A 24226-nucleotide genomic window follows, 5' to 3' on the forward strand; every position below is an offset into this window, starting at 1 on the left:
GGCTCACCGAGAAGGGGTACAAGGTCGGGGTACTGGAAGCCGGACGCCGCTTCACCCGCGCCACCCTGCCGAAGAACTCCTGGGCCGCCCGGCTCACCAGCGCTTCAACTCGGGGAAGAAGCCCGGTATCTCGGTGGCCCGGCCGGTGCGCACGGCCGTCCGGTAGATGTGGTAGCCGACGGCCAGGTCGAGGACGCCGAGACCGAAGGGGGAGAACACGGTGGGGCGGTCGTGGCCGAGGGTCACGTCACCGCGCAGCACGTCGGCCAGCGTGCCGTCGATGAAGTCGCGTGTGCCGTACTCCGTTTCCGTGAGGTGGGGCGAGGTCCGCGCGGTGAGGCAGTGGTCGATGTCGTCCAGGACGTTGTGGCACTTGATCATGACGGTGGGGTGGATGTCGCGCAGGGACAGGTTCAGGATGAGCTGGCCCGGCAGGAGGGTCTGCCCGTCCGTCAGCCAGGGCGCCGGCGCGGTGGTGGCGAGGACGACCAGGTCGGCGGTGGCCAGGGCCGCGTCGATCTGTGACACGGTGCGGGTCCGCCAGCCGTGGGTGCCGGCGGCGTAGGCGGCGAAGGTCTCGGCGTACGCGTCGACGTGGTCGTGGACCAGGCACTCGCGGACGTCGGTGCCGCGGGCCGCGAGGAAGTCGGAGACGGTCCGGCCGATGACGCCGGCCCCGACGAAGAGGACCGTCTTCGGGGTGTCGCCGTCGGCGAGGGTCTCCACGGCGAGCGCGGCGGACGCCGCCGTGCGGGCGGCGCTGATGCCGGACGCCTCCAGGCAGGCGAACGGGTAGCCGGTCTCGGCGTCGTTCAGCACGAGGACGGCGGAGGCGCGCGGCAGGTTCTGGCGTACGTTCTGCGGGTAGCTGGCGATCCACTTGAGGCCGGAGACCGGTGTGTCGCCGCCGATGTGGGCGGGCAGGGCGATGATCCGGGCGCCGGGATCGTCCGGGAAGCGCAGGAAGTGGCTGTTGGGGTTCACGGTGGCCCCGCGGCTGTGCTGGAGGTAGGTCTCCCGCACGAGGTCCAGGACGTCCGACGGCGCGGAGCCGATGACATCCTGGGCGACGGAGCCGTCGATCACGTGGAAGGTCGACATCGGTGGTTGCCTTTCGGGGGCAGGTGGCACGGGCGGGATCAGGTCAGGACGCCGAGGTTCCGCTCGACCCAGTCGTCGTTGTAGATGGTGCCGAGGTACCGCTCGCCCAGGTCGGGGGAGACGGCGGCGATGCGGGAGCCGGCCGGCAGGGTGTCGGCCCGGCGGCGGACGGCGGCCAGCACCGAGCCGGTGGAGCCGCCGGTGAGGAGGCCGTGGGAGCGGGCGAGCAGCCGGCACTCGCGCACGGACTCCTCCTCGGCGACCAGGACGACGTCGTCGGCGAGGCCGGGCTCGAACAGTTCGGGGACGCGGCTGGCGCCCAGTCCGGGGATGCGGCGCGGTCCGGGTGCGGCGCCGAGGATGACGGAACCGAGGGCGTCCACGGCGACGATCCGGGTGTGGGGCGAGAACTCGCGCAGGTACCGCGCGCACCCGACGAAGGTGCCCGTGGAGCCGACGCCGATGAACAGGTAGTCGAGGTGCTGGACCTCCTTCAGCAGGGTGCGCGCGGTCTGCTCGTAATGGGCGCGCGGGTTGGCCGGGTTGGCGTACTGGTTGAGCCAGACCACGGTCGGGTCCGCTTCGATGTGGCGCCGGATGTGGGCGATGCGTGACTGGAGGAAGCCGCCGTTGGCGTCGACGGTGTCGACGACGACCACCTCGGCGCCCAGGGCGCGCATGTGGTCGATGCTGGTGGCGTTGGTGTTCGGGTCGACGACGCAGGTGAAGCGGTACCCCTTCGCGGCGCAGATGGAGCTGAGGGCGATGCCGAGGTTGCCGGAGGAGGACTCGATCACGCGGGCGCCCGGCGTGAGGACGCCGCGGTGCTCGGCGTCCTCGATGAGGCTCAGCGCGGTCTTCAGCTTGACCGAGCCGGCCGGGTTGAGGCCCTCGATCTTCAGGAAGACGTCGGAGCCGGGCACCATTCGGGGCAGAAGGACGAAGAGGTCGTCGGTGACGAGTTCGTAGGCGTGCTCGTGGATCATGACCGGGGCTCCCACAGGTCTTCGGGGCCGGTCTCCCGCGCCGTGTAGTGGCCCAGCGCGCTGACGGCCATGCGCAGTTCCAGAGCCAGGGCGTCCAGAAGGCGCTCCAGTCCGTGCTCGGGGTCCTCGTCGGCGGCGATCAGGGCGGCGCGGCCGAGGCCGACGGCACGGGCGCCGAGGGCGAGCAGCTTCACCGCGCGCATGCCGTCCCAGACGCGTCCGCTGGCGAGGAGGGTGCCGCCGGCGGGGTCGACACGGCGCAGGGCTTCGGCGAGGGGCAGCCCGACGTGGCCGAGGAAGCCGGTGGGGGCCCAGCCGGTGCCGCCCTCGGCGCCGTCGACGGCGACGGCGTGGGCGCCGGCGTCCCAGGCGACGGCGGCGGCGTGACCGACGTCGCGGCCGGGGAACAGCTTCACCCAGCAGCGGGCGCGCGGGTAGTTGTTGCGCATGAGCTGGATCTGCCGGCGGAAGATCTCGTCGGTGAAGGTGCCGGGGCTCGCGCAGCGCAGGAGCGACGAGGAGCCGGGGCCGAGCCGTTCCACCGCGTACTGCCCGGCCAGGTCGGACGCGACCGCCTCGCTGATCATGGTGAGGCCGCCGAGGCCGGGCTTGGCACCCTGGCCGACCTTGAGTTCGAAGCCGAGGCGGCCGGAGGTGAGGAGACCGGTGACGGCCGGGTCGCTGTAGACGTGGTTCCAGACCTCGGAGTCGGCGTCCTCGGTGCTCTGCTGGACGCAGACGCCGCCGACCCCGTCGGGCAGTTCCTCGCAGTACGCCTGGATGCGCTCCAGCAGGCCCTTGCGGTGGTCGTCGCCGCCGGCCCGGAAGCCGTTCATGGGGGCGACGTTCTCGCCGATGACCATGGGGATGCCGAGCCGTCCGGCCTGGCGGCTGAGCGCGAGGCTGGTGCCGGCGACGCGGGTGGAGCCGAGCGCCGACAGGTACACCGGCAGCGGGGCGGTGAAGCCGCCGAGGTCGGTGTCGAGCCGGACGTCCGAGTAGAGGGGTTCGCGGCCGAGGTCGATGAGTGTGGCGAGGCGGCCCGGCATGAACACGGGCGGGACCAGGCGCAGCGCGTCGATCTCGTCGCCGGCGGGTGCGGGGGAGGCGCCGAAGACGGTGGTGCCGTACGTGTCCAGGGGCGGGAAGACGGCGGCGGCGCCGTCGCGGGCCCGGGCGCGGACGGCGTCCTCGGGCAGGCCCGGTGCGGTCAGCGCGGTCACGGCGACACCACCCCCGCGACCTTCGGGAAGGCGGTGGTCCGCCAGGCGGAGTCCAGGCCGGTGACCCAGCGGGTCAGCCGCTCCAGGCCGATGCCGAAGCCGGCGCTGCTGGGGATGCCGTGCCGGGCGACGTCGAGGTACCAGGCGTACTTGGAGGGGTTCTCCCCGGTTTCCCGCATCCGGGTGACCAGGGCCGCGTAGTCGTACTCGCGTTCGCTGCCGCTGCACAGTTCGCCGCAGCCCTCGGGGGCGATGAGGTCGAAGTTGAGCAGCGTACCGGGCGCGGCCGGGTTCTCCTTGTCGTAGAAGCCGCGGGAGCCCTTGGGGTAGCCGACGATGAAGAACGGGGCGTCGGCCTGGCGGGAGATGCGCTCCTCGGCCTCCCATTCGATCTCGGTCCCGGCGGCCTGCGGGTAGCCGTCGCGGCGCAGGCCGTCGACGACCTCGCCGTGCGGGACGCGGGCGAACGGCCGGGCCACGTGGCGGCGCAGGGTGTCGGGGTCGCGGCCGAGGACGGCGAGGTCGTCGCCGCACTCGTCGACGGCGGTGGTCACGGCGCGGCGGACCAGTTCCTCGGCGAGCTCCATGGCGACGTCACGGGTGGCGCCCGCGTACTCGACGTCGATCTGCCGGAACTCGGCGAGGTGGCGGTGGGTGCTGCTGGTCTCCACGGGTTCGAGACGGACGTTGGGCGCGATGAGGAAGATGCGGTCGAAGGCCAGCAGCGAAGCCTGCTTGTAGAGGATGGCGCTGGTCATCAGCTTGTAGCGGTGGCCGTAGTAGTCGACGTCGACCTGCTTGGCGCCGCGCGAACCCGGGTCGGTGACGGGGCCGATGACCGGGTGGGCCATCTCCACGGCGCCGTCGGAGCGCAGGAAGGCACGGGCACCGGCCACCAGTGCCTGCTGGACGCGCAGGGCCGCACGGGTGCGCGGGTCGCGCAGGTGCTCCAGCGGCGAGGGCAGCACGGGGGCCTCGGGGGCCGGCGGGAGATCCATCTGGAGTGTCATGTTCGTCCTGTTCTGTCGTTACCGGGGCGGGGTGACCGGCCACCGGTGGCGGAGGGGATCCGTAAGGGGGGGGGTCAGCCCGCCCTGCCCGGGAGGGCGGCGGGGTCGTCGTAGCGGTTCTTGACGTGGTTGAGCGCGTGCAGCAGTCCGGACGAGGTCAGCCGCCGGGACGGCGCCGCCGCGGTGGACCGGCCGAGCGGCAGCGATCCGGTGCGGGACCACTCCAGGCGGCCGCGGTCGGAGATGAAGCTGCGGGTGCGGCCCGCGTTGTCGGGGTGCAGGCAGAAGGGCACGTCCAGGTAGCCGTGCGCGAAGGCGCGGACCAGGGCCTGGCCGAGGTCGTCGTGCAGGTGCAGGACGGCCTCGACGAGGGAGCGGGCCTCCGCTTCGATGCCGGTGGACGGCGGCGGGGCGGCCGGCCGCGCGGTGCGGGCCGCGGCGGCGGCGGTCTCCAGCGCGGTGACGTTCTCCTCGACGGAGGGGATGCGGGCCGACTCCGCCGGTGTCTTGACGATGAGACGGGCGGCCCCGGTGCGTACGGCGAGCCGGGCGGCGTCCGCGACCAGCCGCAGCGCACCCACCCGGGTCTCCGGGTAGACCCCCATGTACGCGTAGACGACCACGTGCCAGGAGGTGTCCGGAAGGTGGTCGGCGGCCAGGGCGCGCAGCGCGTGCACGGCCTCCTCGTCCTGTTCCGGACTGATCTGCTGGGCGTAGCTGAGGGAGACGCTGCGCAGGCCGTGCCGGCGGAAGAACTTCGCTTCCAGGACCGAGAGGGCCACGAGCAGGGAGGGCGGGCAGAGCTGGCCCAGCATGCAGCCGCCGAAGGTCTCCAGGTGGGGTTCGGCGCCGGTCTCGCGCAGGGCGGCGAGGCTGCGGCACGCCTCGGCCCAGGCGCGGACCGACGTGGCCAGCGGGGTACGGCCGTAGGGCAGGCAGTAGGAGACGGGGCCGCCCTCGGTGGCGTCGAGTCCGGCGGCGATGAGGGACTCGACGATCCGGCCGGGCCGCGCGGAGCCGTGCCGCACCTGTACCGGGAAGCCGGGCCCGTGGACGCCGTCGAGCAGACCGGTGGTGGTCGCACGGTCCATGCTGACCAGCGGATAGCCGTTGAGGTGGTGGCCCTGGGCCACGGCGCGGGCGGCGGCGGCGTAGTCGCCGACGCGGGTGAAGCTGTCCAGGGTGAGGGTGCCGACGGTGGTGGCGTCGGCGGCCCGCGTGGCGATCAGGCCCGCACGCATCCGGGCGGGGTCGGCGAAGCCCATGCGGGGCTGCACGACGAGGGTGCCGGCACGGGCGGCGTCCGCCATGAAGCGGTGGAAGGCGCCCGCGGCGGGGGCGGGTTCAGCGGACGGCATCGGCGTGGGACCTTCCGTGCCGGTGCCCGGGCAGGCCGTCCAGCAGGGCGAGCAGCCCGGGGACGGCGTTCGCGCCGGTCAGGACGGCGTCGAAGCCGGCGTCGGTGAGCGCGGCGTGGACGTCCGGGCCGGTACGGCCCGAGGTGTCCAGCTTGCCTCCGACGACGAGCGGCACCTCGGCCAGCGCGGGCACGGCGCGAACCGCCCGGGCCAGGCCGGGGGCCTCTTCGGCGCCGTGACCGTTGACCGTGCTGACGACGATGAGGTCGGGCGTGCGGGCCGCGGCCTCCTCGACCAGGGCGCCGACCGGGACGCACGCGCCGAGATTGGTGACCTCCCAGCCCTGTTCCTCGAGCAGCAGTTGCAGGAAGAGCAGGTTCCAGGTGTGTGAATCCGAGGCGATGGTGGTCAGGACCGCGTGGCGCGGGCCGTCCGGGAGCTGGTGATGCGGGTACACGACCGGCTTTTCCTCTCGACACCGTGATGGGGCCGCGACCGCTGCGATCGGGCCGGGTGCCCGTGCATGCGCCCTCGATCGCGGCGTACGGGCTGTCCATTCGTGACGCCGTCCATGGTGGCCAGCGGTGATCGCGGGCGGCACTGGGCAGTTGTGACCACCCCGCGGGGCGTCACTTGTGCCCACTGGGAGCCCGCCGCCCGCGCGCCCTAGCGTGCTTGTCGCGGACGTTCCGCCGGGGCCGTGGTCGTGCCGGCGGCGCGGCCCCCGGCGCGCCCGGGGTGCCCCGCCCCACCCCTCACCGCCCGTCGTACGACGTGCCGCCCGTGAACCGCTTGTACCGCTGACGATGTCCTGACGATGGGGAGTGAACGGTGGCTGATCACCAGCTGGGGGAGTGGAGGCACGAGTCGGCGGGCCTGGAACCGCTGGAACTGCCCTGGGACCGACGGCCGTCGGAGGACGGTCCGGGCCCCGCGGACCGGGTTCCGTTCGACGTGCCCGCCCGGACCGCCGACGCGCTGGCCGCGCTGGCCCGCGATACCGGCGTGGAACTCCCCGCGGTCCTGCTGACGGTGTTCCACACGCTGCTGGGCCGGTACGCCGGCCGGGGCGACGTCCCGGTGGCAGTACCGGCGGACGTCCCGGGCACGGCGATCGTCGTACCGGGCGCGGAGGGCGACCCGGTGTTCACCGAGGCCGTGGCGCGGGTCGCGCGGGACATGGCGGACGCCACCGGCCGGGCGACGGCGCCCGGCGCGGTGCCGGCGGGCGCGGTGGCGTGGTTCGCGTCGCGCACGGCCGTCCGGGAGGCGGCCGTGTTCCCGCCGGACGCGCCCGTCACCCTGGAGGTCGTCGCGGACGGCGGCGGACTGAGCGGTGTCCTCGGCTACCGCACCGATCTGTTCGAGCGGGCCACGGCGGAGCGGATGGCGGGGCACTTCGCGACACTCGCGTGCTCCGCCGGCGACACCCCCGGCCGGCCGCTCGGCGCGCTGGAGATGCTGACGCGGCCCGAGCGGCACCGGATCCTCCACCAGTGGAACGGGCCGCGGTCCGCGTTCCCGGACACGACCGTGCACCGGCTGGTGGAGGAGCGGACCGCCCTCCAACCCGACGCGGTGGCCCTGGAACACGGCGGACGGCGGATGACCTACCGGGAGCTGGACGAACGGGCCGAGGGGCTGGCGCGGTACCTGGCGGAGCGGGGCGTCGGCCCCGGCACGCTGGTCGCGGTGTGCCTGGACCACGGCCCGGACCTGGTGTGCGCGCTGCTCGGTGTGCTCAAGTCGGGGGCCGCCTACGTGCCGCTGGACCCGGCCTACCCTGCCGAGCGGCTGCGGTACATGGTCGAGGACAGCGCCGCCCCGGTGGTGGTGACGCAGTCCGCGCACGCCGGCCTGTTCACGCCGGGCACCGCGCTGCTGCTGGCCGACCGGGAGTGGCCGGCCGGCACCGGCACCGCCCCCGCCGTCGCCGCGGGCCCGGACGACGTGGCGTACGTCATCTACACCTCGGGCTCCACGGGCCGCCCCAAAGGCGTCCGGGTCGGGCACCGTGGCGTCGTCAACTACCTGCACTGGTGCGACCGGAACTATCCCCCGGCACCCGGCGCGCGGACGGGTTCGCTGCTGTGCTCGTCGGCGGCGTTCGACCTGACGGTGACCGCGCTGTTCCTGCCGCTGGTGCAGGGGCTGTGCCTGGTGGTGCCGCGGCCGGAGCCGGGCCGCACGGTGTTCGACGCGGCCGTGGACATCGTCGCGTCCGGCGTCCCCATCAGCTTCCTGAAGGCGACGCCCTCGCACCTGGAGCTGCTGACCGCCCGGCTGGAGCAGGACGGCGTCCGGCACGGCATCGCCACGGTGGTCGCCGGCGGCGAGGACCTGACGCCGGCGCTGGTGCACCGGGTGCTGGAGCTGGGCACCGGGGACACGGCCATCGTCAACGAGTACGGGCCGACCGAGGCGACCGTCGGCAACGTGGTCAGCCGGACGGTGTCGGTGGACCCGGCGGCGGACCACGTGCCGATGGGCCGGGCGATCGACAACACCGAGGTCTACGTGGTCGGGGCGCACGGCGAGGTCCAGCCGGTCGGCGTCCCCGGCGAGCTGCTGATCGGCGGCGTCAACGTGGCCCTCGGCTACCTGGGGCGGCCCGAGCTGACGGCGCAACGGTTCGTGCCGCACCCCTTCTCGGCCGATCCCGAGGCCCGCGTGTACCGCACCGGCGACCTGGTGAAGTGGCTGCCGGACGGGCGCCTGGTCTACCTGGGCCGGATGGACGACCAGGTCAAGCTGCGCGGGCACCGGGTGGAACTCGGAGAGATCGAGAACGCCCTGCTGGCCCGGCCGGACGTCGCGGCGGCCACGGTCGTGGTCCGCGAGGACGTCCCCGGTGACAAGCGGCTGGTGGCGTACCTGGTGCCGGCCGGCGGCGCGTCCCCGGCCGCGGCCGGGCTGCGCGCGGCGCTGGCGCGAGAGCTGCCCGCGCACATGGTCCCCGCCCGGTACGTCGTACTGGAGCGGCTGCCGCTCACCCCGAACGGCAAGGTCGACCGGCGGGCCCTGCCCGCGCCCGAGGGCCACCGCCCGGACGTCTCCGCCGCGTTCGCCGAGCCGCGTACGCCAACGGAGCGGGCGGTCACCGGCATCTGGGCCGAACTGCTGGGCGTCGACGCGGTCGGCGTGGACGACGACTTCTTCGAACTGGGCGGCCACTCCCTGCTGGCCGCCCGGGTCGCCTCCCGGCTGCGCCGGGACCTCGGGGCGGACGTGCCGCACCGGACGCTGTTCGACGCACCGACACCGAAGCTGCTGGCGGCCGCCGTGGACGCGCTGGGGCCGGGCACCTCCGCCGCGATCCCGCGGGCGGACCGCGCGGCGGGACCGCTGCCGCTGTCCTTCGCGCAGCAACGCCTGTGGTTCCTGGACCAGCTGGCGCCGGGCCGGGCCGAGTACGCGATCCCGGTGGGGCTGCGCGTGGCGGGGGACTTCGCACCGGACGCGTTCGGCACCGCGCTGACGGCGCTGACCGCCCGGCACGAGATCCTGCGGACCCGGTTCCTCGCGGACGGCACGGGACGCCCGTACCAGGTCGTCGACGCCGCGCGGGAGGTGCCGGTGGACGTCCACGACGCCCGCCACCTCGGCGACGGCGCCGCGCGGGAGATCCTGCGCGAGGCGGCGGGACGGCCGTTCGACCTGGCCGCGGGACCGCTGCTGCGCGCGGTGGCCGTACGGGTGGCCGACGCGGAGTGGCTCCTGCTGCTCGCCGTGCACCACATCGTCACCGACGGCTGGTCGGAGGGCATCCTGGCGCGGGAGCTGGGCGAGCTGTACGGCGCGGCGGTGGCCGGCCGGCCCGACGCCCTGGCCCCCCTCGGCCTGCAGTACGCGGACTTCGCGAGCTGGCAGCGCGCGGCACTGGACGGCCCGGTCCTGGAGGGGCAGGCCGCGTACTGGCGGGAGCGGCTCGCCGGGGTGCAGCCGCTGGAGCTGCCGGCCGACCACCGGCGGCCGGCCGAGCGGTCGGGCCGGGGCGGCACGGTGTCCTTCGCGGTGCCCGCCGACGTGGCCGGCGCGGCCCGGCGGCTGGCGGCGGGGCAGGGGGCGAGCCTGTTCATGTCCCTGCTGGCGGTGTTCCAGCTGCTGATGGCGAAGTACAGCGGCCAGGAGGACATCGCGGTGGGCACCCCGATCGCCGGCCGCAACCGCGCCGAGACCGAGGACCTGATCGGCTTCTTCGTCAACACCCTCGTCCTGCGCACCGACCTGTCCGGCGACCCCGCCTTCACCGAACTCCTCGAGCGGGTCAAGGACACCGCCCTCGGCGCCTACGACCACCAGGACCTGCCCTTCGAGCGCCTCGTGGAGGAACTCGCCCCCGACCGGGACCTGTCCCGCCATCCGCTGTTCCAGACGATGTTCGTGCTCCAGAACACCCCGGACGGCCACGCCTGGCGACTGCCCGGAACGGTGGTGGAGCCGTTCGCGGTCCGTGCGGAGGAGGCCAAGTTCGACCTGACCCTGTTCCTCACCGAGCGGCCCGACGGTTCGCTCGACGGCCGGCTGGTGTTCGCCCTCGACCTGTTCGCACCGGACACGGCCGAGCGGCTGGCCGAGCACTTCACCACACTGCTGCGCGCGGCCGTCACCGGCCCGCGGCGCCGGCTGTCGGAGCTGGAGGTGCTGGCCGGCGCCGAGCGGCGCCGGGTGCTGGCCGACTGGAGCGGGACGGAGGCCGCCGCGCACACCGAAGCCGAAGCCGGTGCCGATGCCGGGGCGACGGTGCACCGGCTCGTCGAGGAGTGCGCCACCCTGCGACCGGACGCCACGGCGGTGCGCTGGGCCGGCGGGGACCTGACCTACCGGGAGCTGAACGCGCGGGCCAACCGGCTCGCCCGGCACCTGCGTTCCCGCGGAGCCGGTCCCGGTGCCGCGGTCGCCGTCTGCCTGGAGCGCGGCCCCGAGCAGATCACCGCACTGCTCGCGGTCCTCAAGTCCGGCGCCGCCTACGTACCGCTGGACCCGGAGCACCCGTCCGACCGGCTCGCCTACATGGTCGCGGACGCCCGGGCCGGGCTCGTCGTCACCGACACCGCGGGGGCCGCACGGCTGCCCGAGGGGCCCGGCCGGTTCCTCACCGACCGAGACTGGCCGTCCCTCGCGGACCTGCCGGCCCACGACCCGGAGCCCGCCGCGGCCCCCGGCGACCTGGCGTACGTGATCTACACCAGCGGCTCCACCGGCCGGCCCAAGGGCGTCGAGATCGAGCACCGCAGCCTGGCCAACCTGGTCCGCTGGACGGCCGACACCTTCGGCGCGGCCCCGGGACGGCGGGTCGCGCTGCTCGCGGGCGTCGGGTTCGACGCGTCGGCCTGGGAACTGTGGCCCGCGCTGGCGACCGGTGCCACCGTGTGCGTACCCGACGACACGGTGCGGCTGACGCCGGCGCTGCTCCAGCGCTGGCTCACCGAGCAGCGCGTCACGGGCACCTTCGTCTCGACACCCGTGCTGGAGGCACTGGCGGCCCTCGACTGGTCGGAGCCGACCTCTCTCGCGTACGTGCTGACCGGTGGGGACGCACTGCGCCTGCCGGCCGGGCTGCGCCTGCCCTTCCGCGTCGTCAACAACTACGGACCGACCGAGTCGACGGTGGTGACGACCTCGACGGAGGTCGTCCCCGGCACGGCCGTGCCACCGATCGGCCGGCCGGTGCGCGGCACGTTCGTGTACGTCGTGGACCGGCACGGCCGGCCGGTGCCGCCCGGAGTGCCGGGCGAACTCCTCGTCGGCGGGACCGGGCTGGCCCGCGGCTACCGGGGGCAGCCGGACCAGACGGCACAACGCTTCGTGACCGTCCACGTCGACGGCACCCCGCGCCGGGTCTACCGCACCGGGGACCGGGTGCGCTGGCTGGCCGACGGGCAACTGGAGTTCCTGGGACGGCTGGACGAGCAGGTCAAGCTGCGCGGGCACCGCATCGAGCCCGGGGAGATCGAGGCGGTGCTGCTGGCCGGCCCCGACGTCGCCGCGGCCACCGTCGTGGTGCGCGAGGACACCCCCGGCGACCGGCGGCTGGTCGCCTACGTCGTCCCGGCGGCGGGCGGTCGCGTGACGGGCGAGGCGCTGCGCGGGCGGCTGCGCCGGGAACTGCCCGACTTCATGGTGCCGTCCGCGTTCGTGGCGCTGGAGCGGCTGCCGCTCACCCCGAACGGCAAGGTGGACCGGCGGGCGCTGCCCGCGCCCGAGCCCCGCGCGTCCGAGGCCGGCGGTCCCGCCCCCCGTACCCCGGTCGAGCGCGCGATCGCGGCGGCCTGGTCCCAGGTGCTGGGCACCGAGGTCACCGGTGTGGACGACAACTTCTTCGAGCTCGGCGGCCACTCCCTGCTCGCCACCCAGGTGACGTCACGGCTGCGGGACGCGCTCGGGGTGGAGGTGCCCGTACGGGCCCTGTTCGCCGCACCCACCGTCGCCGAGCTGGCCGCGGCCGTCGCGGAGCAGGCGGCGGACACGGCGGCCGGCGCCGAGCGGATCGCGCCGGCCGACCGGACCGGCGGGCCGCTGCCGCTGAGCTTCGCCCAGCAGCGGCTGTGGTTCCTCGACCAACTGGAGCCCGGACGCGCGGAGTACGCCGTACCCTTCGCGCTGCGCGTCAACGGCCCGCTGGACACCGTCGCCCTCGACGCGGCGCTGACCCGCATGCTGGCACGGCACGAGATCCTGCGGACGCGGTACGTCGCCGACGAGGACGGAGAGCCGGCACAGGTCGTCGACCCGCCGGCACCGGTGCGCACGGCCGTCCACGACCTGCGGCACCTCGCCGATCCCGGGGAACGGCAGGAGGCGGCACGGCGCCTCGCCCGGGCGGAGGCCGCCCGCCCGTTCGACCTGGCGGCGGGACCGCTGCTGCGCGCGCACCTGCTGCGGCTGGCCGACGAGGAGGCGCACCTGCTGCTGACGGTGCACCACATCGCCTGCGACGGCTGGTCGGAGCCGCTCATGGCGCGCGAACTGCGGGAGGGCTACCGGGCGGCGACGACCGGCACCCCGCCCGAGGGGACGGAACTGCCGGTGCAGTACGCGGACTTCGCCGTGTGGCAGCGGCACAGGCTCACCGGTGAGGTGCTGGACGGACAGCTGGCGTACTGGCGGGAGCGGCTCGCCGGGGTGGAACCGCTGGAACTGCCGACCGACCACCGCCGTCCGGCGGGACCGCCCGGCGGCGGCGACACCGTGACGTTCCAGGTGGGCGCGACGGTAACCGCAGGACTGCGGAAAGCGGCAAGGAACGGCTCCGCGAGCCTGTACATGGTGCTGCTGGCGGCGTTCCAGGTGCTGCTGGCCAAGTACGGCCGCCAGGACGACGTGACCGTCGGCAGCCCGGTCGCCGGCCGCAACCGCGCCGAGACCGAGGACCTGATCGGCTTCTTCGTCAACACCCTCGTCCTGCGCACCGACCTGTCCGGCGACCCGACCTTCACCGAACTCCTCGACCGGGTCAAGGACACCGCGCTCGGCGCCTACGACCACCAGGACCTGCCCTTCGAGCGCCTCGTGGAGGAACTCGCCCCCGACCGCGACCCGTCCCGCAACCCCCTGTTCCAGACGATGTTCGTGCTCCAGAACACGCCGGACCAGCACGGCTGGAGCCTCCCGGGCCTGGACGTCGAGCCGTTCACGGTCACGCTGCCGGACGCCAAGTTCGACCTCACCCTGATGATGTCCGAGGACGCGGACGGCGGTCTGCGCGGTACCCTGGAGTACCGGACGGACCTCTTCGAACGGGACACGGTCGCCCGGCTCGCCGGCCACCTGGGCACCGTGCTGGAGACGGTGGCCCGCGAGCCCGCGGTCCGGCTGTCCGGGCTCTGCCTGCTCACCCCCGAGGAGCGGCGGCGCACGGTGGCCGAGTGGAACGACACCGCCACCGCCTTCCCGGACACCGCCACGCTGCACGGCCTGTTCGAGGAGCGGGCGGCACGGCAGCCGGACACGGTGGCCGTCGAGGGGCCGCACGGCACGCTGACCTACGGCGAGCTGAACGCCCGCGCCAACCGGATCGCCCACCACCTGCGCACCCGGTACGGGGTACGGCCGGACATGCCGGTCGCGGTGTGCCTGGAGCGCGGCCCGGACCTGGTGACGGCCGTACTCGGCGTCCTGAAGGCGGGGGCACCGTACGTGCCGCTGGACCCGGACTACCCGGCCGAGCGCCTGGCGTACATGGTCCGGGACACCGCGACCCCGGTCGTCCTCACCGGCACCGCGCACACCGGCCGGCTGCCCTCGGACGTACCCCTGCTGCTGCTCGACGAGGACACCGCGACGCTGGCCGGTGAGCCGGACACCGACCCCCGGCCGGTCACCGCACCGCACCACCTGGCCTACCTCATCTACACCAGCGGATCCACCGGCCGCCCCAAGGGCGTGCAGGTGGAACACCGCAGCGTGGTCAACCTGGTGCACTGGACGGCGCGCGAGTACGGGCTGGAACCCGGGCAGCGGATCGCGCTGCTGGCCGGCATCGGCTTCGACGCGGCGGCCTGGGAACTGTGGCTCGGCCTGACCCGGGGCGCGACCTGCTGCGTCACCACCGAGACCGTCAGGCTCACCCCGCACCTGCTGCGGGACTGGCTGTGCGAGCAGCGCGTCCACGCCACCTTCCTGTCCACGCCGATGCTGGAGGCGCTGATGGCGGTGGAGTGGCCGGCCCGCAGCACCCTCCGGTACGTGCTGACCGGCGGTGACCGGCTGCGGATGCCGGCCCGGGCCCGGCTGCCGTTCCGCGTCATCAACAACTACGGCCCCACCGAGACCACCATCATCGTCACCTCGACGGTGGTCGAACCCGGCGACGCGGTCCCGCCGATCGGCCGGCCCATCCCCAACGTCCTGGCGTTCGTGGTGGACCAGCACGGTTGCCCGGTGCCGGTCGGGGTGCCCGGCGAACTCCTCATCGGGGGCGTGCCGGTGGCCCGCGGCTACCGGGGCAGGCCGGAGCTGACCGAGCAGAAGTTCACCGCGTACGCGGCCGAAGGACTGAGCACCAGGGTCTACCGCACCGGTGACCTGGTGCGGTGGCGGGCCGACGGCCAGCTGGAGTTCCTGCGGCGGATCGACAACCAGGTGAAGATCCGCGGCAACCGCATCGAGCTCGGCGAGATCGAGGCCACCGTGCTGACCCACCCCGGCATCGGCGAGGTCAGCGTGGTCGTCCGCGAGGACACACCCGGCGACAAGCGGCTCGTGGCGTATCTCGTGGCCACCGGCGCGGACGCGCCGAGCACCGCGGACCTCCACGCCCACCTGGGCCGGTTCCTGCCCGACTACATGATCCCGGCGGCGTTCGTCACGCTGGACCGGCTGCCGCTGACCGCCAACGGCAAGGTGGACCGGGCGGCCCTGCCGGTGCCGGACCACCAGCGGCCGGACCTGGGGACGGAGTACACCGCCCCGCGCAACGCCGTCGAGCGGACCGTCACCGCCGTGTGGCAGGAACTGCTGGGCATCGAACGCGTCGGCGTGCACGACAACTTCTTCCAGCTGGGCGGGCATTCGCTGCTCGCCACACAGGTCGCCTCCCGGCTGCGGAAGGCGCTGCGGGTCGACGTGCCGGTGCGGGCCGTGTTCGACTCGCCCACCCCGGCGGGGCTCGCCCAGGGCATCGCCGACCTGATGATGGCGGCCATCACGGCGCAGTTCGCACCGGCCGGGTGACGGTGCCCGGTGCCACACGGTGAAGGGGCCGGACCTCCACGAGGAGGCCCGGCCCCTTCACCGTGCGCCGGTCACGCCGGGTGCGCGGCGCCTCAGGCCACGTCCTCGGCGCGGATGCCGCCGCTGGCGAGCGCCAGCGCGCCGAGCTGAAACCGGCTCTGGGCGCCGAACCGGTCGGTCAGCTTCTCCGACAGCCGGCGCACCGTGCGCAGCGAGACGTCCATCCTGCGGGCCGCCGCCGCGTCCGTGAGCCCCTGCGCCCACAGCCGGAGCACATGCTGCTCCTGGAGGGAGAGGTCGCCGCGGGTACGGGGGCGCGCCTCCGTGAACGGCACGGCCTCCTTCCACAGCCGGGCGAACAGGGTCGCGAAGGCTTCCGTGACCGACTCGACGCTGCACGCCATCGCGCCGATCACGCTGTGGCCGCCGATGACCGGCACCACGGCATGCCTGCGGTCGGAGAGGATCATCCACACCGGCAGCGACGGCAGGGTGCGGACGGTGCCGCCGTACTCCTCGGCGCGGCGCAAATGCTCCGTCGCCCCGGGGTCGTTGCGCACGCTCTCCAGCACGATGGCGCGTGCGGGAGTGCGACGCCGCCGCAGGATCTCGTCCACCGGCCGGCCGGCCTCCAGGGCCGCCGTGTCCAGCCGCTCGGCCGGTCCGACGGTCAGCCACTCGTTAGCGCACTCCTCGGCGAGAGAGGTGACGTGCCGCCACACGGCGTCGGCGCCGGCCAGCCACTCGACGTCCGGAACGCTCGCACGGCCGCGCCGCCCGCGCTCCGACAGCAGCCGCGTCACCTCCAGCCGGCTGCCCTCCACCTGGAGGCGGTGGCGGGCGAGTTCGTCCTGCTGCCGGGCGAGCATCGCCGCCAGCCCGACCTCCGGATCGACCGGACGCCAGCCGCTCGCGGAATCCCCCGGGACGACGAGCAGCAGGGCGGACAGCCGCTCCAGCCCCTCCTGGACCGTTTCCTCGGTCTCTCCCAGATGCTCGGCCAGCTCGGACACCTTCGCGCCGGGCCGGTCGGCCATCGCGATGTACACGCTTCGCGCAACGGAGTCGATACCCAGAGAGGTCCGCATGTCGTCCACTCCTGTAAGTCTTGTCGTACGGCACCTGTTGGCTGTGGGACACGGGTCGAGATCGGGCCGGCGGCGCCCCCCCGGGACACGACCGCGGGCCGCCGGCCGGACACCAGTACAGCGGGAGCCGCCGCGACGGCGGATGCGGGCCGAACCCCCAAGTTCCTCGCGCACCACCGCGCCCGGGTCGGGCGGGGGCACCACCACGGGCGGCGCTCCCGCCCGGCCGCCGGCGCTCCGGCGCTCGCGCCCACCGCGCCCCGAGCGCGGACCGGACACCACCGCGCGCACCGGCCGCTTCCCCGGCCGCCGACCCGTCGCCCCGTACGCACGAAAGGCGTGCACCCCGGGTCGTGCGCGCCCCCATATACCCGCACGGCCGGCCACCCGCCCCGTACACCCCTCGGCCACCGGGCACCTGGCCCCGTCGTCAGCCGCCCCTACGCCGCCGGCCTGCGCTTCTCACCCGGCCGGGCGGCACGGCCCGATCCGTCGTCGCCCGGCGCCTCGTGCCCCGCGGCACCCCGCCTCCCCATCGGCCGGCGGCACCGGGCAGGGGCCGCCGGGAAATATGGGGAACAGTTCCCCATGCGGGCCCCCACCGCATCTGTGACCTTGTTCTCGTGAGCCCATCAGCAGCACCCGCGACTCCCCGCAGCGCGCACCACCCGGCCCTCGCCCGACGGGCCGTCACGATCGCCCAGCCCGGCACCGGCCGCGAACCGCTCCGCACCGGCGCTCCCGTCCCGGCCACGGCGATCGCCGCACGTCGTCCCACCGGCGGGTCCTCCGCACGCTGAGCGTCACCCGGCGGATCCGCCCACGCCGTTCGCACACCTTCCCGTAGCCGCCCTCACAGACACGAGGTTCTCCCCATGGCCGAGCTCCGTCGCGATGCCTCCTCCGCTCCCGCCGACCTTCCCGCCCGTCCGGCCGACGACTCGGACGCCGCCGGTGGCATCACCCTGTCGGGCCGCAACCGCGCCTGCGCCCGAGCCCGCGTCCTGGCCGGCATGGTCCTCACCAGTGGTCTCGTCATCACCCTGACCTCGATCGACACCTCGGTCTCGGCCCCGCACTGAAACGCACGCCCCGCCCCGCGCCGGGGCGCGGGCGACGGCCGGGCCGGCCGCACCTCGTCCTCACCGGCGCCGGACGGCGCACAGCACCGGACCGGCGGGACCGGACCGAGGCGGGGAAGCCGGACCGCTCCGGCCGACCGGGCACGGCGCCTCGTGGACGCCGTACGGCCGGCACGCAGGGTCTTCCGCTCCCGTACCGCACCGGGCAGGCCGGACGCGGCCGGCCGGACCTCGTCCGCCAGGGCCGGCCGCCGAGTCCCGCGGGCCCGTCCGGCGCTCCCCTTCCGGCGCGGGAATCCGGCAGCCAGCCTTCAGAGGTCCCGCAGGGCGGCCGACTGCGCGCACAGCTCCGCGCGGTTCGCCGCCCCCGTCTTCGTGACCAGGCTCGCGATGTGCTTCTCCGCCGTACGCGGTGAGATGAACAGCCGGTCGGCGATGTCCTTGTTGCTCAGCCGCTCCGCCAGGAGCCGGAACACCTCGAACTCCCGTACCGTGACGCCTTGGGCGCGCAGCCGGTCGGGGATGCCGCTGGTGCCGGTGCGGTGCTGGTGCACGGAGGCGCCGAGCCGGCGCAGCCCCGCCCGGCAGGCGCCCGCGACGGCCTGGACGTCCCGCTCGTGGAAGTAGTGTTCCGCCCGCCGCAGCCAGCCCACCGGATCGCCCCAGCCGTCCTGGTGCGCCGCGTCCGCGATGAGCCGCAGCCCGAGGTGCCGGGCCAGCGGGTACGGCTCGGCCACCGCCAGCGCGGTCTCCACCGTGGCCGCCGCCCGCTCACCCGCGCCCTCGCGGCCCAGCAGCACGGCGTCGCTCAGCAGCACGAACTGTCGGTTCCAGCGCATCCGGGCGACGGCGGTGGCGGTGATCTCCTCGTGCCGCGCCCGGTCCGCGTCCCCGGCGAGTACGTCCAGCAGCAGGACCAGGCCGTGGGTGCCGCCGAGATGGTAGGTCGAGGGGTTGACCGCCTCCAGCGCCAGCACCTGCCGCAGTTCCTCCCGGGCCAGGCCGCGGTCCTCCTCCAGCAGGGCGCAGAACGCCCGGGCCAGACCGCGGCCGAGCGCTTCCTCCTGCGAACCGGCGCCGTCCCACTCGGCGAAGGCCGCCAGCGACCGCTCCATCGCGCCCCGGTCGGCGTGGTGGGCCGCCAGGACGGCCTGGGCCATCAGGACGTACCGCACGACGGGCGCGAGACGCAGCCTGCGCACGACGGCCAGGCACTCGGCGGCGGCCGACCGGGCGGTGTCGTAGTGGCCGCGCAGCACGGCGTCCAGCACCAGGATGCCGTCCACGGTGTGGACGATGTTCACGGAGCCGAGCCGCAGCGCCTCCTCGCGGACCGCCAGCAGGCCCGTGGTGTCGCCGTCGGCCAGCCAGGCGTTGCCACCGAGCCGGGTGGCCGCGTACATGCGCTGGAGCGGCAGACGGTGGCGCTCCGCCGTGGCCAGTGCCTGTCCGAGCATCGCCGCCGACTCCTCGGGGTCCCGCTCGCGGGCCACCGTCGCGAGCAGCTCCCGGGCCTGGCAGGCGACGACGGGCAGACCGTGCCGTTCGGCGGTGTCGGCGGCGGACCGGGCCAGTTTCTCCGCGTGCTGGGTGCGGTCGGGCCCCGGTGTGTCCAGGGCCAGGTAGGCGGCCGTGACGTCGACGGCCGCGGCGACCGACTCGTCCGGTGCCGCGGCCAGCACCTCACGGGCGCGGGCTATCTGCCGGTTGCCGTCGCTCCACCGGCCCGCCGTGTGGGCGACCTTGGCCAGCCGGGTGTGCAGCGTGGCCAGACGGACCGGGCTGAGCCCCGAACCGTCCAGCGCGTGCAGGTCCTCGGCGAGGTCGAGGGCGCGGGCGAAGTCGCCGGCCTCCGCGAGGGCCGGCAGCAGGTTCTCCAGGACCATGGCCCGCGACTGCGGATCGCCCGCGTCGGCCAGCAGGCCCTCGGACCGGCTCAGCAGGGTGACGGCGGAGCCGAGCGCCCCGGCCGCCAGCGCCCGCTCGCCCGCCTCCGCGAACAGCAGGCCGGCCTGCTCCTTGTCGCCCGCCGTGCCGCGCAGCCCGGCCGCGAGCGCGCACCAGTCACCGGCCAGGTCCGGATGCAGTTCCTCGACCGCCTCCGCGCCCCGCCGGGCCAACTCCGCGCGCAGGCCCGGGGTCATCTGCGTGAACAGGGCCTCCACGGTGAGCGAGTGACGGAAGGAGTACCAGTCCGGCGCGGGTTCGTCGGGAACCACCAGCCGCGCGGCCACCCCGGCGTGCAGATGGCTGAGCAGGGCCCGGTCGTCGACGCCGGTCATGCGCTGCAGGACCGTCAGCGGGAAGCGCCGGCCGAGCACGGCCGCGGCCGACAGCAGGGTCAGGCCCTGCGCGCCGAGCCGGTCGATACGCCGCACGATGCCACGCGCCAGCGACGAGGACACGTCGCTGCGGAGGTTGTCGACCGCCCGCCAGCCCTCCGGCCCCCGCACCAGGGTGCCGGCTCCGATCATCGACTGGAGCAGTTCCTCGACCAGGTACGGACTCCCCGAACTGTCCTCCCACAGCCGCTCCAGCACCGCCGCGGGCACCTGCTCCGCAGCGTCGGCCCCGAGTTGCGCCGCGATCATCTCGTGCGTCTGGGGCCGGGTCAGCGGCGGCAGTTCCACCAGCGTGGCCGCGCCGCGCCGGCGGGCGGACTGCGCGAGGTCGAGGGCGTCGCTGAAATCCGTCCGGACCGTGGCGAGCAGCAGGACGGGCGAGTACTCCAGATTGTCCACCAGGTACTCGAGGACGCCGAGCGTTTCCGGGTCGGCGTCGTGCAGGTCCTCCAGCAGCAGCAACTGGCCCTGCCCGCGCCCGGCGGCGATGAGCAGGCGCAGCACCGCCTCGCCCAGGATCACCATGGAACTGCTGTCCCGTTCGCCGGTGTCCCAGTCCGGGATCAACCGCCCGAGAACCGGCCGGTAAGGACCGAGGGCCAGGTCGTCGATGGGTTCGCCACCGCGGAAGAGCGACATCAGGGCTTCGGTGAGCGGTCGGAACGGTACGGCCGGTCCTGTGGTGCTGCTGCGGCCCCGCAGCACCCGCATCCCGGCACCCAGGGCTCCGCCGACGGCCTCCGCGGCGAGCCGCGACTTGCCGACACCGGCCTCTCCCACGAGGAACACGACACCGCCGCGACTCTGGCGCGTGTCTGCCAGAGCACGGTCCAGCAGGGCCAGTTGGGAGTCCCGTCCGACCAGAGAAGGCGCATGGGAACGCATGAACGCAGATAGTAATCGGACATCGGCCACCGCGGCAGGCCGCGCAGCCGGGGACTGGTTCCGCCACCCCCCCGGCGCGCCGGGCGTGGACCCCGCCGCCACGCCCACGGGAACGGACCCGGTGCCGCCGCCGGCGAGGTACCGAGTGTGCCGACGACACCGCGGGTGAGCACCACGGCGGCCGAAAGCACCGTCCAAGGCGCGAGCCCGGTCGCGGCCCGCGGGCGTGGCGCACCGGAGCGGGGAGGTGAGCGGTCACCGAACCGGGCTCCTACAGGAGCAGCAGGGACGGCACGCTCTCGGGGTGGGCGAGACGCAGGAGTCCGTAGCCGATGCCGGACAGGCCCGTCAGCAGCCCGGGGGAGGGGACGTGGTCGGGAGTGGCGCACCGGTGGCTCTGCGCCTCGACCAGCGCGAGCACCTGTCCGGAACACCGGGACAGCGCCCCCGCGGCCACCGCGTCCCCCCGCCCGGCGAGCGTGACCAGCGCCTCCAGCGTGCCGAGCGTGCCCTGCCCGAGACTCAGACCGGGACCCACCTCGGCGTCCGCCAGGAAGGGAGTCAGCGCGCCGGCGGCACTCAGGGGCGCCGCGGCGGCCACGCCGGCGAGCCCGGAGACCCAGGACAGGTCCGTGGGCGCGGTCCGTACCGTGCGGACCGCGGCACGCAGCAGCGCGTCGGCGGCGCCCGCGTGCGCGGCGGCCCGCTCCGGGCGACAGCCGGCGTAGCGCCGCAGGGCCCAGCCGATTCCCGCCGCGCCGTCCGCGAACCCGGGCCCGCCACCGACGACCGCGGCGTCCGCGGACGGGTCCTGCCGGCCCGGTCCGCGCACCGCGGCCAGCAGCAGGTCCGCCACCGCGTCGGCCAGCCGCAGCGCCTCGGGCGTCCCGGTCGCCTCGTGCGCGGCGACGGCGGCGGTCAGCGCACCGGCCGCACCACCGGCCAGCCCCGGATCGGCGCAGCCGGCCACGGCGTGCCCGAGCGCGGTGAGCGCGTCGGGCAGACAGCCCGTCAGGTCCTCGCCCAGCAGCACGGACAGCCTCACCAGCGCGTGTACCACACCGGCGAGCCCCGCGTAGGCGCCGGGTCCGGCCGCCGCGCTCAGGTCCGGATCGGCGGCCAGCGCCTTCATCAGGGCGGGCAGCGGCCGGACCGCCTCCCGGGCCAGCGCGGCGTACCGGCCGGCCCCGGTCAGCGCGTCCGCCTGCGCCAGGAACAGCGCCACCCCGCAGTAGCCCTGCCCCAGCCCGGCGCCCATCGGCAGCACGGCCCAGTGCGGTCCCGACACCTGCTCCAGGCCCAGCCAGTTGGTCCGGCCGCCGCCGCGTACCGCGCGGGCGGCGATCTCGTCGGCGACGCCGCACGCGGCGGCCAGCAGCCGCGAGGCGTCCGGCACGACCGCCGGGAGCGGGGCGACGGCGAGTTCGGAACGCCGCGCCAGGGGTGAACCACTGCCGCGCGCCGCCAGCGTCGCCGAGATGATCCACTCCTGGTCGTGGCAGTCGACCTCGTCCATCCGGGCCAGCTTCTCGCCGACCGCGGTCAGGGCGGCCACCGGCAGCACGTCCGGCAGCCACGTGCCATCGGCCGCCCGGACCCCTGTACCGGACGGCCGATGCACGAACAGGGGGACGTCACCGCGCCACAGCTCCGTGGTCTCGTGCTCGACCAGGCGCCGGCGGGCCTCGTCGCACTCCGACTCGGTCCACAGCACCGCGAACACGCCCTCCCGGGCCAGGGCGTCGGCGAGCAGCGACGGGTGGGCGGACTCCTCCAGCAGCGTGGCGTACAGACGGGTGGAACGCACGATGAGGCGCGCGGGGCTGTCCGCGTGCCGCGCCAGCGGCCCACCCGGGGCGAGCAGTTCACGGCCGTGCGCGGCCAGCGCCGCGTAGCCGGTGCGGAACCCCTCCAGCAGGGCCGCCCGGTGGTCGGCCCCTTCCAGAGGCGCCCCCGTGGGCAGCGGCTGGTTCTGCGCGGCCGGGCTGAGCACCGCCCCCCGTACCGCCCGCATCGTGTCCTCGCCGCTGTCCTCCCAGTGCAGGCCCTCGCTCGGGAAGGTGCCCTCGGCGTCCCGGCCCAGCGCGGAGATGTCCAGCGCGCCGTGCTCACCGATCAGCAGGTGGGGCAGCAGACAGGTGCGGTGCACCGAGGCCTGCAGGGCGTCCGCCGCAGGATCGGCGCCGGCCGTCATGGCCTGCGGCAGGCCGGTGTGCAGCAGGGTCTCCGCGTCGACCAGGACCGGTTGGTCGCCACAGGCGATGACGTTCTCGTAGTGCATGTCGGCGCCGTCCACCGCGTACAGCAGGGCCAGCAGCGCGCCCTGGTGCCGGTAGAAGGCATCGGCCTCGGTGCCCGACCGGCACCAGCGGTGCTCCACGAACTCCAGCCAGCCGTACCCCGCCCTGCGCACACTGCGTGGCGTGCGCAGGGCCAGGCCGGGCACCTTGGTGCCGAGCCAGGCCGCCAGGTCGTCCAGCAGGGCGTGCTGGTCGAGCGGCCGGGGCTTGTACACGAGCCGGCCGCCGCCGGCGAAGCGCAGGATCGCGACCGCCCGGTTGCCCTGGTGGGCGTCGCCCAGACCGAGGTCCACCCCGGCCAGCGCACCGGGCCCGCGCCCGTCGAGGAGCTCACGGACCAGGTCCTCCCGGTCGGCCCGGAACCGCGTCACCAGCTCCACCGCGGCATCCGAGGCGTCCAGCGCGGTCTGCGCGAGCATCCGGGCCAGCACCGGGTAGGACGCGAACAGCGCGGACAGGCCCCGCCGGCCGCCGGTGGCGGTGACGAACGAGACGAACCGCTCCCGCGGGTCCGCGCCCACGAGCCGCCCGGCGCGTCGGGCCTGGGACAGCTCGTGGACCAGGGTCCGGGCCGCCTGCCGGGTCAGCTGCTCGGTCAGCCGCCGCTCGAACGCCTCCCGCCACACGACCCGTTCGCTCACGGACACGTCCGCCGTGCGGCGGGCCAGCAGGTCGGAGGCCGGGGTGACGAGCGGCCGCACGACGGCGGCGAAGACCCCGGGGCCCGTACCGTCCACGGCCGGCACGTCGACGGTCCCGGGGGCGGCGGCCAGCGCCGCCTCGGCGTACTCGGCCCAGCGGGGCTTGGCCACGCGGGCGGCGAGGCGCTCGGCGGTCTCCGCGGCGAGGGCCGCCGCGGTGGCTCCGTCCACCCCGAGATGGGCCAGTCGCAGGGCGAAGCCGTCGCCGTCCCCGAGGTTCCACGGGGCCCGGCCGGCGGCGGCACCGGCGGGCGCCGCCGCCGGGAGGCCGGGCGCGACGAGCCTTTCCGCGAGGGTCAGCGCCGGGGCCCACCAGGCGTGGGGCGGGCCGGCGCTGAGCGGGCTCGGAAGGCTGGCGGTCCGGGGAGCCGGGAGGCCGGTGGTCTCAGTCACGGGGAAGACGGTGCCAGACCTCCGCGACCCCCACATGGGGAAGTGCCCCCCATATTCTGGCGGCCCCCATGTCCGCGCGCGT

The 24226-nt window shown here is 75.0% G+C and carries 12 protein-coding genes; 3 read left to right on the forward strand and 9 right to left on the reverse strand.

Annotated features, from left to right (window positions below; all coding sequences use genetic code 11):
- Positions 1-93 precede the first annotated feature (93 nt).
- The 6 genes from sbnB to AB0947_RS38360 all read right to left on the reverse strand — a co-directional run bounded on the left by sbnB (position 94) and on the right by AB0947_RS38360 (position 6135).
- Positions 94-1101 (reverse strand): 2,3-diaminopropionate biosynthesis protein SbnB, encoded by a 1008-nt coding sequence (gene sbnB, locus AB0947_RS38335; protein WP_366755012.1) that lies wholly within the window; start codon positions 1099-1101, stop codon positions 94-96.
- A 38-nt stretch (positions 1102-1139) separates the two neighbouring features.
- Positions 1140-2087: a 2,3-diaminopropionate biosynthesis protein SbnA gene (gene sbnA, locus AB0947_RS38340; protein ID WP_366755013.1), complete on the reverse strand. Its 948-nt coding sequence runs from the start codon at positions 2085-2087 to the stop codon at positions 1140-1142.
- On the reverse strand, positions 2084-3310 hold the full coding sequence (locus tag AB0947_RS38345) for a glutamate synthase-related protein (protein ID WP_366755014.1): 1227 nt from the start codon (positions 3308-3310) through the stop codon (positions 2084-2086). Before AB0947_RS38345 ends, sbnA begins: the two co-directional genes overlap by 4 nt.
- A complete protein-coding gene (locus tag AB0947_RS38350; protein ID WP_366755015.1) occupies positions 3307-4320 on the reverse strand; it encodes an asparagine synthetase A in 1014 nt (337 codons plus the stop codon). The genes AB0947_RS38345 and AB0947_RS38350 overlap by 4 nt, the downstream gene beginning before the upstream one ends.
- Positions 4321-4394: 74 nt before the next feature.
- Positions 4395-5678 (reverse strand): methylaspartate mutase, encoded by a 1284-nt coding sequence (locus tag AB0947_RS38355; RefSeq protein WP_366755016.1) that lies wholly within the window; start codon positions 5676-5678, stop codon positions 4395-4397.
- Positions 5665-6135 carry a cobalamin-dependent protein gene (locus AB0947_RS38360; protein WP_366755017.1) on the reverse strand — a complete coding sequence of 157 codons (471 nt, stop codon included), beginning with the start codon at positions 6133-6135 and terminating at the stop codon, positions 5665-5667. Before AB0947_RS38360 ends, AB0947_RS38355 begins: the two co-directional genes overlap by 14 nt.
- A 374-nt stretch (positions 6136-6509) precedes the next feature.
- Between AB0947_RS38360 and AB0947_RS38365 the strand changes: the two genes are divergently transcribed.
- Positions 6510-15353, forward strand: a complete 8844-nt coding sequence (locus AB0947_RS38365) for an amino acid adenylation domain-containing protein (protein WP_366755018.1) — start codon at positions 6510-6512, stop codon at positions 15351-15353.
- 92 nt (positions 15354-15445) lie between these two features.
- Here AB0947_RS38365 and AB0947_RS38370 read toward each other — a convergent pair whose 3' ends face one another.
- Positions 15446-16441 carry a helix-turn-helix domain-containing protein gene (locus tag AB0947_RS38370; RefSeq protein ID WP_366755019.1) on the reverse strand — a complete coding sequence of 332 codons (996 nt, stop codon included), beginning with the start codon at positions 16439-16441 and terminating at the stop codon, positions 15446-15448.
- Between the two features lie 623 nt (positions 16442-17064).
- On the opposite strand from AB0947_RS38370, the gene AB0947_RS38375 reads away from it, so the two are divergent.
- Positions 17065-17241, forward strand: a complete 177-nt coding sequence (locus tag AB0947_RS38375) for a hypothetical protein (RefSeq protein ID WP_366755020.1) — start codon at positions 17065-17067, stop codon at positions 17239-17241.
- A 75-nt stretch (positions 17242-17316) separates the two neighbouring features.
- Positions 17317-17523: a hypothetical protein gene (locus AB0947_RS38380; protein WP_366755021.1), complete on the forward strand. Its 207-nt coding sequence runs from the start codon at positions 17317-17319 to the stop codon at positions 17521-17523.
- A 311-nt stretch (positions 17524-17834) separates the two neighbouring features.
- On the opposite strand, the gene AB0947_RS38385 is transcribed toward AB0947_RS38380, so the two are convergent.
- Positions 17835-20750: an AAA family ATPase gene (locus AB0947_RS38385; RefSeq protein WP_366755022.1), complete on the reverse strand. Its 2916-nt coding sequence runs from the start codon at positions 20748-20750 to the stop codon at positions 17835-17837.
- A gap of 271 nt (positions 20751-21021) precedes the next feature.
- Complete coding sequence (locus tag AB0947_RS38390; RefSeq protein ID WP_366755023.1) at positions 21022-24144, reverse strand: type 2 lanthipeptide synthetase LanM family protein; 3123 nt, start codon at positions 24142-24144, stop codon at positions 21022-21024.
- Positions 24145-24226 lie beyond the last annotated feature (82 nt).

This window comes from Streptomyces sp. NPDC047841 (assembly GCF_040704085.1).
Taxonomy (GTDB): Bacteria; Actinomycetota; Actinomycetes; order Streptomycetales; family Streptomycetaceae; genus Streptomyces; species Streptomyces argyrophylli.